Origin of the sequence: Acetobacter tropicalis (assembly GCF_001580915.1) — a bacterium.
In the GTDB taxonomy this organism is placed as follows: Bacteria; Pseudomonadota; Alphaproteobacteria; order Acetobacterales; family Acetobacteraceae; genus Acetobacter; species Acetobacter tropicalis.
Window position 1 is genome coordinate 40,878 of sequence record NZ_LHZQ01000212.1, and the last position, 15,920, is coordinate 56,797.

Below are 15,920 nucleotides of genomic sequence, written 5' to 3' on the forward strand. Positions count from 1 at the left end.
ACATATTTTTGTCGTTGTAAAAATTATAATTCAATATATTTAAGTGGATTGAGAGAGGGAGAGTCTTACCCACAGGAGGCTCTTATGGCTTATTCTGAGCAAAGGGAACGCGTGTATGCTGAAAACAGCACTTTGGCCGGGAATTGTCGTGGTCAGTTTCTTGCTTGTGGCAAGTGGTTTGGTTGCATCCCAACCTGATGCAAAATCAGCCATGCTCTCTCTTTCTCAAGCCACATCATGCCTGTTTCAGTATGACGTGGTACAAACCACGTTTGAAACCGCAGCACGCTAAGAAGAGCGGACTGAAGTGTGTGCTTTTATTCCCGGTCTTTTACAAAAGGTTTCACAAAAGATGTGCAAACACTTGAAACAAGACAGAGCAGGAAACTGAGCACCCCTATCCACGCATAATGGCCGGCTGTACCCGCAAACCCCGCCAATAACGTTGTGCCTGCCTGTGAGAGCATCCATGCCCCGCCGGAGCGGGCCGCCAGCCGCCCAGATGGGTCCACCAGGCACGTTAGCCCCACAAGACTGGGATAAATAAAGAACCACAGCGCATAATTTAACGAAAACGCAGCGCAAAATAGTGTTTTGGATGGTGGCCACGCCTGAAGAATGCAAATTAGGCCCGTAATGACAATGGTAGGGGCCAGAAACCGCATACTGGATGCGGTGCGGCTGAGTCTGACACTCGCCAGACAAACACCCAGCCCCAATATGTTTGCGAAAGCCGAGAGCGTGCCAAAGGCTGCCGGAACCAGTCCGACTGAAGCCGCAATCCGCTCCGTGAACGGCCATACGGCCAAGCTTCCCCCTGTGTAACATAATACGGCCAGCAGGGCTGCAGCCTCCTTGCCAGACATCTGCGCCCTGCTGTGGGCCACCGTTGGGGTTTTGCCGTGTGTATCTGGCAACAGAAGCATCAGGGGGGCCAACACAAGCACAATACACGCCAGCGTCAGGAAAATACCGGCCTGCCCGGCCGCTGTGCCAATATAGGGCAGGAAGAGGCTGGACGCCGAAAAAACGATGGTCTGCACCACCATGACAAAAGACAGCACAAAAACGGGACTGCCCAGCCGGCTGGCGCCAATGTTTACCACTGCGTTCAGCGCACCAAGCCCCAAGCCCGAGAGCACCCGCAGACCCAGCAAGCCCCAGAACACATGCATGACGGCGGAGGATGCCTGCGCCACAATAACAGCCCCAGCGGCCATGAGCGCCAGAGAGCGCAACCGCACGCGAGCGGCATAGGAGGCAATGCCGGTCATGGCCACAGCGTAGGAGAGCATTTCCACGCAACTCCACACACCTGCCTGCACAACACTGACCTGATGGCTCTTAACCAGTTCTCCCACAGCAAAAGGGCCAAGCGAATTCATGCTGTGCGCTGCACAATCCGCCGCGCTGATAGCCGCTAACGCCCAAAAACCAATTGTACGCGAGGAGCCAGACACCCCTACAAAGCCCGCATGACTTCAAAGCCGAATGACCGTAAGTCACCGGGGTATCTGCTGATATTCCGGTTAAAAAACCCGCCAAATGCGTTTGTGTATGTCATCTGGTTTATAATGTTATGTAACCAGAAAGCAACTTCAGTTTTTTCATCCACGGAGTGCCAGGCTATCCTGACGTTACCCGTAATAACCGGCTTTTGAGAAAAGGCGCGACGCACCAATGCCTGCGTCTGGGGTGAGGCCAGAAAAGCCGCCGGTGTAGAAGGATGCACATCAGACCATGCCTGAAACCGGTAACGGCTTGTGTAGCGCCAGTCTGTCTGGAGTGTAAAATCGCCAAAAGAAACGGGAATTTTATAGCTTAACAGAAAGTTGCTTGTCACATGGGGCGCCCGCTCCAGTGGCTGGCCGGAAAGATCCACCGGATTACCGCCATTGATAGGCGCAGGAGCACTGGCATTCCGAAAACTGGTGTAATGTGCATCCTGATAAGAGACACCAAACGAGCCGAACAGATTTTCCATCGGGCGCACCTGCCCTTCAAATTCAAACCCATTGGAAACGGCACGTGCCGCATTTGTTGTATGGGTGCCAGTATTTTGCAGGATTGTTACCTGCATGTTGTTATAATCATAATGGAAGCCAGACAGGTTTAGCTGCGCCTTGCCGCGCCACAGCCGCGCCTTGAAGCCCCCTTCATAATCCGTGAGCACTTCAGGGTTATACAGGCTGAAATCAGAGGCCGTTGCAACGTAGGTGTTGTAATTGCCCGTCCGGAACCCACGCGCATACCGAAGATACCCGATAATGCCATGCGAGAAGCGATATTTCAGGCTTGCATCTTCACTGTCCCGATTAAAGGTTTTCTTCAAAGGTGGCCCACTGATGGCCTGCCCTGTTGCAGGGTCAATAAAGGTGCCTGTATTGGTGTTAATATACGTCAGCGCACGGTTGCCCGCATAATAAGGGTTGGAATCCTGAGTGTTATAGGCCCATGCCTCGCCATTGGCATTGCGTGTTTCGGATGTAAAGCGGCCGCCAATATCAAGTGTCAGACGGCGTGTAAGATCAAACGACAAGGCCGAGAAAACAGCCGCATCCTGTGTGTTGATATTAAAACTGGACGCGTTACCGTTCGCCCCGAAATCAATAGGGCTGTAGAGAGGCTGCTGACTGTAGGATTGCGTCATGTTTCGCAAATAATATACCCCGCCAATATAGCGTATTTTCTTGTTCTGAGGAGATGCAACACGAATTTCGTTACTTAAAACACGCCCAACTCCACCAATGTTTTCCTGATAATCAACAGGGGCCGGGCTGGCATCATCATCTGAAAAAACGTTGAAGTGATTCCATTCCAGCGCAAAAATGTTGCTCAGGCTCCAGCCGCCCGCAAAGTCATACCGTGCGTTGACGGAAAGGCCTGCCCGTCGGGTTGTGGCGTCCGTGCGGCCATTGTTCTGAATATTCCTGCGGGACCCTTGAGCATAGCCCTGCGCATCCACTCCGCCTTCCAACAACCCCACATGATCAATAGGCACTTCCGTTCTGTTACGCCCGATATGCCCCTTTATCAGAATGGAAAAATTATCAACCGGCCTGGCCAGAATCTGGCCACGCATATCATAATACTGGTAGCCCCCGGTTGGGTTTTTGTGCGTTCCGTTATAATATTGCCCATCCATACGCCTGTTAACTATGGCAAAACGCGCCATCAGTTTATCTTTGATAATAGGGCCGCCAATCGCTCCTTCCTCACCCAGAAGGCCATAGTTGCCTGCTGTGCCACGCACATACCCATCCAGCGTGTTGGTTGGCTTTTTAGTGTAGTAGGACACCATGCCGGCGGTTGTGTTCTTGCCCTGCAACGTGCCTTGCGGGCCACGAAAGACTTCCACATGGTCCAGATCATAAATCGGTACGCCTTGGGAGGCACCACTATCCAGAAACACTTCATCCTCAGAAACACCAACGGCTGTTGTCATGTTTGCTGAAAAATCGTTCGTGCCGATCCCGCGCAGGCGGTAGCGTGGATTTGTGGAACCAGACGTACTTTCCGCCATCAGACCTGGAATATCCCGCGCTAGAGAAAGCGCATCCCGCACCCCTGTTGTCTGAAGGGTCTTGCCGGTTAACGCCACGATGGAAGCCGGCGTGTTGTTGGCCTGCTGCGTACGCCTGTTTGAGCGCACGGTAATTTCTTCCAGACTGGCAGACCCTTTTTTATGAGGCATACCGGCTGATGCCTTCTGCGTGCTCTGCTTTTGCGGCACGGCTCTCTGCGCCGGGGAGACCTGATACCGCTCGGTTTCTGCGGCATACGCGCTGCACGTGGCCCCGACAGAAACAGCCAGAATAAATGTGGTCCGATACGGAAGGCGATAAAACACCATGACGATATTACCCGATACCCTGTGGCAACAGCCGAGCTTCCGCCTCAAGCTGCTCCAAAGGTCTGTGATTTCTGATATAAGCGCGATGCGCATTGGCAGGAGGCTGATAATCCCATGAGGTACAGCGCCCCGTGGCCAGCGCGCGCTTGACAAGTGCGCGCCGCTGTTGGCTCAGCAGCACACTTTCGGTAAGTTTCCCAAAATCCCAGCGCTGCAAAGCTTCAGTCCGGAATGCATGGGCTATGGCCGCATAAGCCGGAACCTGCGCAAGGTTCCGCTCTTCATCTCTATCTTCCGAAAGATCATATAGTTGATCAGGATCACCCGGCGTATGGATAAACTTCCATTTCTCCCGCCGGATCATGACCGTGGGTTCAAATGTGCCTTCCCCAAGATATTCTCCAAACACCTCATCCACGCCCCATTCCTGCCCTTTCAGCAAGGGGGTCAAATCCCGCCCATCTGTCTGCGGGGCGGCCGCGGCTCCCGCCAGCGCACAGAGTGTCTCCCCCACATCTGTCAGGTTGACGGCCTGTGTTATACGCAAAGGCTGATCATCATCAGGGGTGGACATAATAAGCGGAATACGGCCAGCACCTTCGCGGAAAGACATTTTATACCACTGCCCATGCTCGCCCAGCATTTCACCATGGTCGCTGGTGAAAACAATGGCGGTGGTTTTGTCCAAACCCGTTTCCCGCAGCACCGCCAGCAACTGGCCAAGCTGATGGTCCACATAAGAAATGGCTCCGTAATAAGCCCGTCTGGCGCGCAGGATATCCGCATTGGAAGGCGGCTGGGCTTCAATGCCACAGGCCGCGCGAATACGGTCTTCCGATGGATGAGCCTCCACTGCGGCAGGAACATTTGGCAGTGAAATTTCACTGTCAGCATACAGATCCCACCAGCGCGGTTCGATATTGAATGGATCATGTGGGTGAGTGAAGGAGACAACCATGCAGAAGGGGCGCGTGTCTTCCCGCTTACGCGCCAGATCAAACAGTTTGCGCCGGGCCGCATAGGCAACTTCTTCGTCAAAATCAATCTGGTTACTGCGCAATACCGGCCCTGCATTTAGAACGGAATCCATAGAATGGAACCAGTCAGGCCGGTCGGTCTTATCCTGCCAGTTGGGAACCCACGTGAAATCTGATGGATAAATGTCTGTTGTCAGGCGTTCCTCAAACCCATGAAGCTGATCAGCCCCGACAAAATGCATTTTGCCGGCCAAAATGGTTTGATACCCGGCATTACGCAGCCTATGCCCAAAGGTGGGAATATCTGAATGCCATTCACACCCATTATCAAAAATACCACTATGTGACGGTAAAAGACCGGTCATGAACGCCCCGCGTGAAGGCCCGCAGAGGGGGCTTGCCGTGTAAGCGTTGGCAAACACCCTCCCCCCGTCTGGCAAGGGACTCCAGAACAGGAGCCTTAACAGGCGAAGGGTCACGCCCGCCCAGTAGCGCGGGCAGCGCCAAGGCCGTTAGCTGATCCGCCACCACAACCAGAAAATTCAGAGGAGCGCCTTTTGTCACGGTATCGTTTCCATAGTCTTATTTAACGATTTGAAATAGTTTTTCAATCAAAAATAAACACATAATGTTTGTTGTTTGTGATGTATCTACGTACATATGTGTGATATAAGCCTGGGTTATGACACCCAATCAGGTAGAATATCTTCTGCGTTCCCTGCGGCTGCTTGAAACCGTAGGCCGATGCGGCAGCTTCAGTGCGGCCGCACTTGAATTGGGCATGTCTCAGCCCGCCGTAAGCCAGCAAATTGCACAACTGGAGAAAATTCTGGGGGTCACGCTGTTTGAGCGCCGCCATAGAGGCGTTTCTTCAACCGATAACGGGAAGGCCCTTTACACAACGGTGATGGAAGTTCTCAGCAAGATCCACACCGTTATGGACAAGATATATGAACAGAATACACGTGAAAAACTGACAGTCCTGACTGACTATGGCTTCGCGGCCAACTGGCTCCTTCCCCGCCTGTCTGATTTTGAAGAGCAGTGCCCTGATGTGGATATCAGCCTGCTGACCACTCAGGTCCAGCAGGCCAGGAAGCCAGACCAGCACACTCCACCAGCCGATTTATCCATTCTGTTTGGAGAAAAACCACAGGTTCCGGAACAGGAATCCTTCTGCCTTTTCAGCGAAGAAATTTATCCGGTTTGCAGCCCTAATTATCTTGAACAGGCAGGCCCGTTTACAAAACATGTAGATATTGCACGCGGCCGCCTTCTGCACCTGAGCGGCCCTGACCGGAAATGGTTTACATGGGAAGACTGGTTCAAAGCCGTTAGCCTTCCAACTCGTTCCTCAATTCCCCTTAAAAATTCTCTCTCTTTTGGAAACTACCCTCTTCTCCTTCAGGCTGTGCTGCAAGGGCAAGGGATCGGATTAGGTTGGAGGCCACTGATTGATGATCTTCTTGGAACAAAACAGATTGTTCCTATTTATGCAGAGCCGCTAAGAAGTAGCCGCGGATATTTTGTCTCTGTCATTCAAAAGAAAAAGGAACACACAGCCTTTTTTATTGAATGGATTATCAGAGAAGCCCAAAAAAATGCTGCCATTTAGGATGAAAGAGGCGGGCACGAGAATGACCGCAGAAAAAAGCCCTTCCTTGCCTCCAAAGCGTTCATAAATGTTACGCCTTGATCCCCTTGGCCCGAAGACCTTTTTCGGCTGCCATCATACGTAAAAATGCGCCCTTTAGGGTATAGCAATATACCGTGCCATCATTAAAAAGATCGAAGATCTCTTACCCATGATTTTCGCTATAGAGCAATATTAATGGGTGGTGATCATCATTTAACTTGAAAGATGGATTCTGGAATTATCCAGCTTGGTCGCGGTTACGAAACCAGGTGCGGATAACACCTGGTTTCGTATCTAAGCGCAACAAGATATCAAACGGAGCTTTTACTGCTCCGAATGATCAGATCTAAGCGCCCTTAGTAATGCACGGACAAAGAGTCGAGCGGGGCAACTTTTGGTGGAGCGAACTTGGTGAGTTCGATCCCTTCAACCGCAGCCTTATATTCCTCCTTGGTCGGCATCCGACCAAGAATTGCCGACAACACGACAACAGGGGTTGAGGCCAGCAGGGATTCACCCTTCTTATCACCAGAGTCCTCAACAACACGCCCTTGGAACAGACGGGTCGAAGTTGCCAGAACGGTATCGCCCTTTTCTGCCTTTTCCTGATTCCCCATGCAGAGGTTACAGCCAGGACGTTCCAGATAGAGGATGTTCTCGTATTCGGTCCGTGCGTTGGCCTTCGGGAGCAGGTCACTGAATTCGAAACCGGAATAGCGTTCCAGGATCTCCCAGTCCCCTTCCGCCTTCAGCTCATCAATGATGTTGTAAGTCGGCGCAGCAACAACCAGCGGTGCCTTGAATTCTACCTTCCCCTGCGCTTTCTCAAGATTCTTGAGCATCTGCGCCACGATTTTCATATCGCCTTTGTGCACCATGCAGGAGCCCACAAAGCCAAGATCTACTTTTTTATTGCCACTGTAGTAGGAAACCGGGCGGATCGTATCATGGGTGTAACGCTTGGACACATCCGGGTTATTGACATCCGGATCGGCAATCATCGGCTCGTTGATCTCGTCGAGATCGACCACCACTTCGGCAAAATATTTCGCATTGTCATCGGGGGCCAGCGCAGGCTTTTCACCCGACCGTATCTCGGCAATGCGTTTATCAGCTTTGGCAATCAGACCCTTCAGTGTGCCCGCGGCATTCTCCATGCCTTTGTCGATCATGATCTGGATGCGCGACTTGGCAATTTCCAGAGATTCTATAAGCGGCTCATCCTGCGAAATACAGATCGCCGCTTTTGCCTTCATCTCTGCTGTCCAGTCAGTGAAAGTGAAGGCCTGATCGGCAAGCAGCGTGCCGATATGCACTTCAATAACGCGGCCCTGAAAAACGTTGTCGCCGCATTGCTTGAGCATCTGCGCCTGGGTCGCATGCACCACGTCACGGAAGTCCATATACGGCTTCATCGTGCCTTTGAACGTGACCTTGACCGATTGCGGGATCGGCATCGTCGCCTCGCCGGTGGCCAGTGCCAGCGCCACGGTGCCAGAGTCGGCACCAAAAGCCACGCCCTTGGACATACGGGTATGGCTGTCCCCACCGATAATGATCGCCCAGTCATCCACAGTGATGTCATTCAGCACCTTGTGAATCACATCCGTCATCGCGTGATAGACGCCCTTCGGGTCACGCGCGGTGATCAAGCCGAAGTTGTTCATGAATTTCATGAGCTTCGGGATGTTTGCCTGTGCCTTCTTGTCCCACACGGATGCCGTATGGCAGCCCGACTGGTATGCACCATCCACAAGAGGCGAAATGACGGTGGCCGCCATCGCCTCAAGTTCCTGCGCGGTCATCAGGCCGGTTGTGTCCTGAGAGCCGACAATATTCACCTTCACGCGAACATCCGACCCCGCATGCAGGGTCTTGCCCGGCGTTACGCCAACGGCGTTACGATTAAAGATCTTCTCGACTGCGGTTAGACCCTGACCGTCAACCGTAATTTCCTTATTGGGTGCAAAAACCCGTGGCGCTTCAATCCCCAGCGTCTGAGCTGCAAATGTCTGGAGCTTCTTGCCGAAAACAATAGCGTAAGAGCTACCAGCCTTCATAAACTCCATCTTCTGGGGTGTGAAGGACGCAGCAATATCGACCAGTTCCTTGCCATTCTCGTCACGGAGCTGCTTGTTCTTCACATCAATTGTCAGAACAGTGCCGGTCGCAACCGAATATTTCTGCTCAAGGACAGGATTACCATCCTTGTCCAGAACTGGTTTACCGTCTTCGCCGGTCTTCCTGACCCAGTTTTTCAGGTTCAGACCGATACCGCCGGTCACATCAACTGTGGTTGCAAAAATAGGCGAGATGCCATTCGTCCCTGCGACAATAGGGGCGAAGTTAACGAAGGGCACATAGGGGCTGGCCCGCTTACCGGTCCAGAGAGCCACGTTGTTCACGCCCGACATACGGGAGGAACCAACGCCCATCGTGCCCTTTTCCGCAATCATCATCACGCGCGCATCGGGGTGCTGCTTCTGCAGCGCAACGATTTCCTTCTGTGCTGCGGGCGAGATCATGCATTGGCCGTGCAGTTCGCGATCCGAGCGGGAATGCGCCTGATTGCCCGGTGACAGAAGATCGGTCGAGATATCGCCTTCAGCCGCGATAAAGGTCACAACCTTGATTTCGTCTTCAACATCCGGAAGCTTGGTGAAGAACTCAGCCTTGGCATAGCTCTCGAGCACGTCCTTCGCGACGGCATTGCCCGCCTTGAAGGCATCACGCAGCCGGAACATGTCTGCATCATAAAGGAATACCTGAGTCTTCAGTACTTCGCCCGCCTGCTGGGCGATGGGGCCGTTATCCCCCAGAGCGATGTCCAGAAGCACCTTGACCGAAGGGCCGCCTTTCATATGCGAAAGCAGCTCAAGGGCAAAATTCGGCGTGATCTCTGGCACGACCGTTTCGCCCAGAACAATCTTCTTCAGGAAGTCCGCCTTCACGCCTGCAGCACTCGTGGTACCGGGCAACGTGTTGTAAATGAAGAACTTGAGGGCATCGGCCCGGTGCTCGTTACCGGGCTCCTCAATCAACGTAATAATGTCACGAACGAGACCGCCATCGTCGATTGGCTTGGGAGCAAGCCCCTGACTTTCTCTGTCCTTGATTTCGATCAGGTAATCTGAGTAGGCGTTCATCGCAATCCCAACATCATTGAGGTGTATGGACCTGAAACATGGCCCTGCAAACCAGCTTTTGATAGCTTGGACTGATCCCAGCTACACCGGCATTTGTCATGTCAATTTTCCGGCACTGGGCATAGACTCAACCTATAAAATAGCGGCTTCGTTCAGGCCATGCAGAGAGACCTATTACTTAAAGCAATGACACCCAATTGATAGCTGCATATCGGAACCCAACGTCAGAATAGTCATATCTCAAGCAGTTCAATGCCCCCTCCCGGCACCATGTGGGGCAAAAACGCCTGCCCCGTTTAAAAAACATTCAGAGAGACAGCAGACAGAACCAGCGCTCATTGTCTGCCTAGCTTGACATCAGGCCATGAGGACGTCAAACGGACACCTTGTGAACACCCCACGTATGAAAACCACTCAAAGCCGAAAAGGTGCGGGCTGAGATCATGAGCCAGAGGGGAGTATAAAAACTTGCCTTAGTATAGGATTCTGGACGCCTGGCATCACCAACAATAATCAGCATTTGTTATTGAATTACTGTTTTATCGTTACCGCTTAATAAAGAAAAAACATATGCAGCCCGCAGAAACCTGCGATTTATTGTGAGAAATATCTACTGGATATACCAACGCCTTAGCGCGACAGACTGGCGGAGAGAGAGAGAGTCAATCGAATTTTTTAGATATTATTCTGATTTAAATATATTTTATATAACATAACCTTAAAAGATACCCCTCTTTATACCCCAACATGCCTGCTGCTACATAACATGGTAATCAGATGATTGCGGGGACAGGATTCAATGGCATGACTGTGAGCGCTGGTGGTCGTCACCTTGAACCGTCGTATCCTGACAACACGAATGCCATACTCGCACATCAGGCGTCTAACGCGACGATGCCCGACAGACCGACCAGCAGCCCGGAGTTTCTCTGTTATGCGGGGACGTCCGTAACTTCGCCTGCTCTAAGCGTGAATGGTGCGGAAATGCACCATCAGAATGTCATCCTGTCTTCTGCGGGCACAAACCAGGCCTCGTCGCCAGGCTCGCGAAGAACTGGGTAGCTTCCTAAGAAACAGCAGGCTCGGTGGCTGCAGGGATGGGATGCAGGACAAACCCTAATGACTGCGCGCGTCGGTGGAGGTTGGAGACGACACGTTTACGATGGATTTCATCGTAATGTCCTGCTCCGGGATCGACATAAACCATGCCGTGCCTGAGGGTATTGTAAAACAGAACCGCTAATCTGCATGCCTGTGACACCGGTAATATCGGAGACGACGTGATAGAGTTGCAGGTTCATTTCCATCAGGGCTTTCTGCATGTGCTGGATATGCCCCGCAGCATACTCGACCAGACGCTCACGCTGACGCAGGTAAGCCCGCAATGCGGCAATATCGGCCTGAGGCCGAAAGCTTCCACGTAGCAGGCCATAGGAATGAAGTTTCTGGAGCCATGCTGCATCGCTCACGTCCGTCTTGCAGCCGCGTACATTCTTGGCGTAACGCGCGTTCACCGGAATGACGTCCAAACCATGCAGCTCAAGAATTTCGTAAACCGGAATCCAGTAGACGCTTGTAGATTCCATGGCGAACACTGGTGACTTTGCAGGCCTTGAACCATTCAGCTAAAGCGTGGAGATCCGAGGTGAATGTGCCAAAGGATCGGATTGGATCTTTTGCACTCTCAGGTGACACCGCCGCCATATGCATCCATGATCCGATATCAATCGTAGCGGCTCCGTGAATATGACGGGAGAGCTCAGGGGGTGATTTTACAGATTTTCGAGGTATCGTAACATCTCCCCACAGTGTGCTGGAGGAGGGTGTAGAACATGCCAGTCAATCATCTTCCTAACCGGGATCACCGCAAGGCGGCGTCTCCATTCTCAAGTTCGCACAATTCCATGAACCACGTTTTTTAACGGGGACGACCCCGCCAATAAGCGAACGGCCGCTACCCTCCTGTCCAGCACAATAGCATGGCCTGTTTCTATGCTGCACAGGCGGACAGACGTCTGGGATCGTTTTTTATGAGCTCCCTCTCCTCCTGCAGCAGAAGGTTGTCCAAGCGTAATCTTTCATTCTCGCGCAATAGCGCCGTATGATCTGTTGTGTCAGCGACTACAGTATCAAGCTTCTGCGCATCGCGGATCCATTTCTTCAACGTCGAAGAGCCGATACCCAGATCCTGAGCAATACGCTCATGCGACAGACCGCGGCTCAGAGCTAAACGCACCGCCTCGTGCCTGAACTCAGCCTTATAAACTCGTCCCATTCCAAATCTCCTTCATGACCATCTTCGGTCTTAAAGGTCCGGAACTAAACCGTGACACGTCCAAATTCTTTGACGTGTGGTTGTTTACCGAGCGGTCTGTATGATTGGGATTCCGAGCGTGGCGAGGCAATTAAAAATGGCGACGAGGATGTGAACTTTCGTGATCTGACAGTCGAAGTCCCGCGCCATCAGACGCTGCCCCAGCAATTTGATGCAATACCTTTTAGTCTCGACACAGCTTCGTCAAGGATACCCGCTCCAATGTCGCCAGGACCGGTCCGAAGCGCTTTGATAGCCGCAAAGCTTCGTTTCTGAGCCGGGCGCCAGACACCGTTGGGTTCCAAGGTTTTGCAGTCTGTCGCCTCCAATGCCACCCGTGATTTAAACCCGCCAATACTGCTTGCGCGTAAGCTTTACCCATAAAGCTCGCCCTCTCTCAGACCGGATTATAACTTACGCTCCTGTTTGAAAAACCGGGGCCACCTCTATTAAAGATTAATACTAGATCTCACCGCCCTTCTATCATGCAAGGCTATGCTTCGCATGATCGCACCAGTGAGCGATACCTTCTCACATGAGCCAACAGGTTCAGGATCTAAAAACAAACGACCAAAAAAATTCTACTTATGCAAGCCTTCATTAAACAGATGATAATTTCGATAAATAATGAAACTCTCAAGGGACTCGCTTTGATCCTCCATGCATGAGAACCGAAAAAATTGTTTGATCTCTTACTCGTGCAACATGCCTTCACTGAGCATTTCACCGTCAGCTTTAATCTGAAAATCGGCCGCCCCTTCTGTTACAAGTAGTCTGCTATATTCACATATACCCTGCCCTTTGCAGGACGTGACACGTTTGATCTTCAGCAGTACAGATCCTCTTGCAATATCCAGCCACTCACTCACATCATCAGCAGCCTGTGTCAGGCCGATAGATATATCAGCATGGCTTATCTGAAACTTGAAGATATCCTTTAAAATAGTAGCTGACGTTTTGCTGCCCGCAAGCTCAGGTGTCACCATTTTGGCAAGATGGCCCGGATAAAAAACCTCCGTTACGCCGAGTGGTCCTTCTGCAGAACGATATCCGCGCCGAATAAACAGTACATCTCCTTGTTCACCAAACCCTTTTGCCATGTCCTCTGGTGGGGCCTGCATCCGATAATCCAGAAGCGTCATCCGGGGGCGCAGCCCTTTATCTGCCAGAATTTCAAAAAAAGAATGAATGGTCTTCTGGCGCCCCGGCCGATGCAATGCCCCGACAAATGTTCCTCGCCCATGCTGCCTTACAATCACATCTCTTTTTGCCAGATATGACAGAGCCTGACGCACTGTAATACGACTGACACCATAAAGCCGACATAGCTCGGCTTCGGACGGCAGTCTGTCCAGGAATCGTTCATCTTTACCAATCAAGCCGGAAATATGGTGGCCAACCTGCAGATAGAGCGGAGTTGGGTCATTCGGTTCCAGATAGGCGGAGAAGAGAGCGTCCGGCATAAAAAATCCCATAAATATTTCGATTTTGCATTGAAAAGGATCGGGAAACGATTTAGTTAAGACGTCTTATAACAACACAATACGTCTTTGTTGATCCTTCTCTCGCTTTTTTGTCTCAATCGGCGAGGTTATCCAGGTTTCCGGGCTCCTCCGTATCGTTCGAGAGTTTCTTTCATGCGCACTTTAACCTTTCTGAGTACAGCCCTTGTTAGCAACCTCTTCTGGGTGGCAGCGTATGCTTCGCCGGATGCACCCACAAACCATAGCAGAGAGAAACGCCATTCTCACTCGGCTAGCAAGAGCGCAAAACAGCAAATCTCTAAAGCTGAAGATATTCTTGTTTCCGCAAGAACGGTAGCAGGTGGTCGCATGGTGCCTCAAAATGGCACGAAATCGCGCAGCGAAATTACACAAGCCTACATTGCCAAGCAGGCTCCGACTCCAAACGTATTCAAACTTTTAGGCAATCTCCCCGGCGCCAATGTCGCAAGCGCCGACCCGTTTGGAATGGTCAGTGGTAATATGACAATCCGCGGCATGAACAGTGATCAGATAGGTTTTACCGTGGAGGGGGCTCCCCTGAATGATATCGGTTCCTATATGGCGTTTCCCACCGAATGGGTTGATTCAGAAAACCTGAACGAAGTCACCATGCAGCAGGGGTCCGCCAATCTGGACTCTCCGGTTATCGGAGCATCTGGCGGTATTGTGACAATGAAGCTGATTGAACCATCTCACAAAATGGGCGCCACGATTGCCGGTTCATTTGGTTCTTACAATACCCATCGGGAATATGTCCGATTGCAAAGCGGGGACATCGGAAATACCGGAATGCGGGCGTTTGTCGCATGGTCTCACTTGGAAGAACCGCATTTTCGCGGCGCGGGTGATGACCATAAGCAGCATGTGGACGCCAAGCTGGTTAAAGACTGGGACAATGGCAGTCGCAGCACTGTCGCTGTCACGTTCGATGATTCCATGAAAGTGGCCTATCTCAACCCTAGCCTGTCAGCATGGCAGGAATACGGAAGGCACGCCAACTACACCGAAAATTTCTCTCCCACCGATACAAAATACTGGAAGCTGCATCAGAGCCCCTATCGGGTTCTGATCCTGAGCGCACCTCAGAATATTGTCATTAATGACAAGCTGGGCTTTGACTTCACGCCGTATTTCTATTGGAATTCCGGAACAATTGCCTCCGCCTCTCTCATGTCGGAAAATGCGATCTATTCCGGCACCCAGAAATACAGCATGGATCTGAACGGAAACGGGACCACGACCGATAAGGTCATGATGTATACACCGTTCGGCACACCATATGTCTATCGCCCCGGCCTGGTATCCAAAGTACATTATAATCTGGGCAGACATACTCTTGTTTTTGGATACTGGTTTGACTGGTCACGTGAGCGAATGGTCAACCCTTACAGTGAAGTCGGTGCGAATGGTGGTCCGGCGAATGTCTGGGGTTATCTGGGAAACGTGAAGCTGTCTGACGGCACCCGTCTGGCGAGTTATGACAATCTGACCATTACCCGCGTCAATACGCTGTTTTTTGGAGATACCTTTAACGCCCTCAATAACCGCCTCCGCGTCGAGGCCGGCATCAAGGAATCCATGGTCAGCCGCATCGGCTACAACTATCTGCCGGGGGCGCAATATCGCACCGGTATGAACGTAGCAGTTGCAACGCCTAACCTAGGCGCACGTTACCGTATTGACGATCACAGTCAGATTTTTGCTGATGTCGCCACCAACTTCCGCACCCCCACACTTAATGCGCTTTATAATACATACAGCGCAACCACGGGGAAAATCGTAACACAGGCTAACCCAGGCCAGAAAACGGAGTACTCGATTTCGGAAGAACTCGGCTATCGCTATCAGGGTGGCCTTGTGAATGGATCTATCACGTTCTTCAACTATAATTTCACAAACCGTCAGGTGGCCACACAGGTTACTGTGAACAACGCCCAAATCACGCAGAACATTAACGCAGGCGGTCAGACATCCCGCGGCGTGGATATTGAAATCGGCCTGCGCCCCTGGCACCATCTCCATCCCTATGTCTCTGCCGAATATCTGCATGCCACAATCGATAATAATTATCGGGTAGGCTCCGACTATCTGCCTACTGCTGGCAAAATAGCCGTGCGCAGTCCGCAGGTACAGGCTTCTGTCGGGCTAGATTATGATGATGGCACGTATTTTGCCGGATTTTCTGTCAAGTATGTTGGTCGCCAGTTTTCAACCTTCATGAACGATCAGGCGATGCCCGGCTATGTGAGTGCTGATATGAATATTGGCTACCGTGCCCCAAAAATCCTGAATACACGCCCGGAAATCCGCCTAAACTTCATGAATGTGGGAGATAACAAATATCTCTCCGGGGTTGCTGGCATCGCGGCGTCCTCCAGAGCTACCCGCGGCATTTACGGCAGCACTATCGCCTCGCAAGGGTCGCCAACCTATTATGTTGCTGGCAGCTTTGCCGCTCTTGCCACCGCCAAGATAGACCTCTGAATCTT

At 51.7% G+C, this 15,920-nt stretch carries 10 protein-coding genes and 3 pseudogenes; 3 read left to right on the top strand and 10 right to left on the bottom strand.

Translation table 11 applies throughout. From position 1 onward, the window contains the following. Positions 1-115: 115 nt before the first annotated feature. Positions 116-292 carry a hypothetical protein gene (locus tag AD944_RS16805; RefSeq protein WP_156105416.1) on the top strand — a complete coding sequence of 59 codons (177 nt, stop codon included), beginning with the start codon at positions 116-118 and terminating at the stop codon, positions 290-292. Between the two features lie 25 nt (positions 293-317). Here AD944_RS16805 and AD944_RS10685 read toward each other — a convergent pair whose 3' ends face one another. From AD944_RS10685 to AD944_RS17440, 4 genes are all read right to left on the bottom strand, one after another. Then, positions 318-1,385, bottom strand: a complete 1,068-nt coding sequence (locus AD944_RS10685) for an MFS transporter (protein WP_045542481.1) — start codon at positions 1,383-1,385, stop codon at positions 318-320. A gap of 77 nt (positions 1,386-1,462) precedes the next feature. Further along, complete coding sequence (locus tag AD944_RS10690; protein WP_169796363.1) at positions 1,463-3,853, bottom strand: TonB-dependent receptor; 2,391 nt, start codon at positions 3,851-3,853, stop codon at positions 1,463-1,465. Between the two features lie 7 nt (positions 3,854-3,860). Further along, a complete protein-coding gene (gene betC / locus AD944_RS10695; RefSeq protein WP_236709223.1) occupies positions 3,861-5,252 on the bottom strand; it encodes a choline-sulfatase in 1,392 nt (463 codons plus the stop codon). After that, positions 5,170-5,394 (bottom strand): hypothetical protein, encoded by a 225-nt coding sequence (locus AD944_RS17440; RefSeq protein WP_236709226.1) that lies wholly within the window; start codon positions 5,392-5,394, stop codon positions 5,170-5,172. The genes betC and AD944_RS17440 overlap by 83 nt, the downstream gene beginning before the upstream one ends. Before the next feature lie 118 nt (positions 5,395-5,512). Here AD944_RS17440 and AD944_RS10700 point away from each other — a divergent pair, with 118 nt between their 5' ends. After that, positions 5,513-6,445 (top strand): LysR family transcriptional regulator, encoded by a 933-nt coding sequence (locus AD944_RS10700; RefSeq protein WP_045542491.1) that lies wholly within the window; start codon positions 5,513-5,515, stop codon positions 6,443-6,445. Positions 6,446-6,822: 377 nt separating this feature from the next. Here the strand turns inward: AD944_RS10700 and AD944_RS10705 are convergent, their stop codons facing one another. The 6 genes and pseudogenes from AD944_RS10705 to AD944_RS10720 form a co-directional block, all read right to left on the bottom strand. Then, positions 6,823-9,612 (bottom strand): bifunctional aconitate hydratase 2/2-methylisocitrate dehydratase, encoded by a 2,790-nt coding sequence (locus AD944_RS10705; RefSeq protein ID WP_045542492.1) that lies wholly within the window; start codon positions 9,610-9,612, stop codon positions 6,823-6,825. A gap of 735 nt (positions 9,613-10,347) precedes the next feature. After that, positions 10,348-10,563: pseudogene (locus AD944_RS17445) on the bottom strand (IS3 family transposase); the annotation flags it as partial. Between the two features lie 115 nt (positions 10,564-10,678). Next, positions 10,679-11,403, bottom strand: a pseudogene (locus AD944_RS17770) (IS110 family transposase). Positions 11,404-11,602: 199 nt separating this feature from the next. Then, on the bottom strand, positions 11,603-11,887 hold the full coding sequence (locus AD944_RS10715) for a transposase (RefSeq protein WP_061474846.1): 285 nt from the start codon (positions 11,885-11,887) through the stop codon (positions 11,603-11,605). Between the two features lie 84 nt (positions 11,888-11,971). Then, positions 11,972-12,248 (bottom strand): annotated as a pseudogene (locus AD944_RS17455) (IS5/IS1182 family transposase); the annotation flags it as partial. A gap of 370 nt (positions 12,249-12,618) precedes the next feature. Continuing rightward, positions 12,619-13,389, bottom strand: a complete 771-nt coding sequence (locus AD944_RS10720; RefSeq protein WP_045542510.1) for a GntR family transcriptional regulator — start codon at positions 13,387-13,389, stop codon at positions 12,619-12,621. 369 nt (positions 13,390-13,758) lie between these two features. Between AD944_RS10720 and AD944_RS10725 the strand changes: the two genes are divergently transcribed. Continuing rightward, complete coding sequence (locus tag AD944_RS10725) at positions 13,759-15,915, top strand: TonB-dependent receptor (RefSeq protein ID WP_236709217.1); 2,157 nt, start codon at positions 13,759-13,761, stop codon at positions 15,913-15,915. The last annotated feature ends 5 nt before the right edge of the window (positions 15,916-15,920 follow it).

Coding starts and splice junctions, on each gene's coding strand:
- AD944_RS10720 (WP_045542510.1), bottom strand. CDS start 13,389: ATGCCGGACGCTCTCTTCTCCGCCTATCTGGAACCGAATGACCCAACT.
- AD944_RS10700 (WP_045542491.1), top strand. CDS start 5,513: ATGACACCCAATCAGGTAGAATATCTTCTGCGTTCCCTGCGGCTGCTT.
- AD944_RS16805 (WP_156105416.1), top strand. CDS start 116: ATGCTGAAAACAGCACTTTGGCCGGGAATTGTCGTGGTCAGTTTCTTG.
- AD944_RS10725 (WP_236709217.1), top strand. CDS start 13,759: ATGGTGCCTCAAAATGGCACGAAATCGCGCAGCGAAATTACACAAGCC.
- AD944_RS10715 (WP_061474846.1), bottom strand. CDS start 11,887: ATGGGACGAGTTTATAAGGCTGAGTTCAGGCACGAGGCGGTGCGTTTA.
- AD944_RS10705 (WP_045542492.1), bottom strand. CDS start 9,612: ATGAACGCCTACTCAGATTACCTGATCGAAATCAAGGACAGAGAAAGT.
- AD944_RS10685 (WP_045542481.1), bottom strand. CDS start 1,385: ATGAATTCGCTTGGCCCTTTTGCTGTGGGAGAACTGGTTAAGAGCCAT.
- AD944_RS10690 (WP_169796363.1), bottom strand. CDS start 3,853: ATGGTGTTTTATCGCCTTCCGTATCGGACCACATTTATTCTGGCTGTT.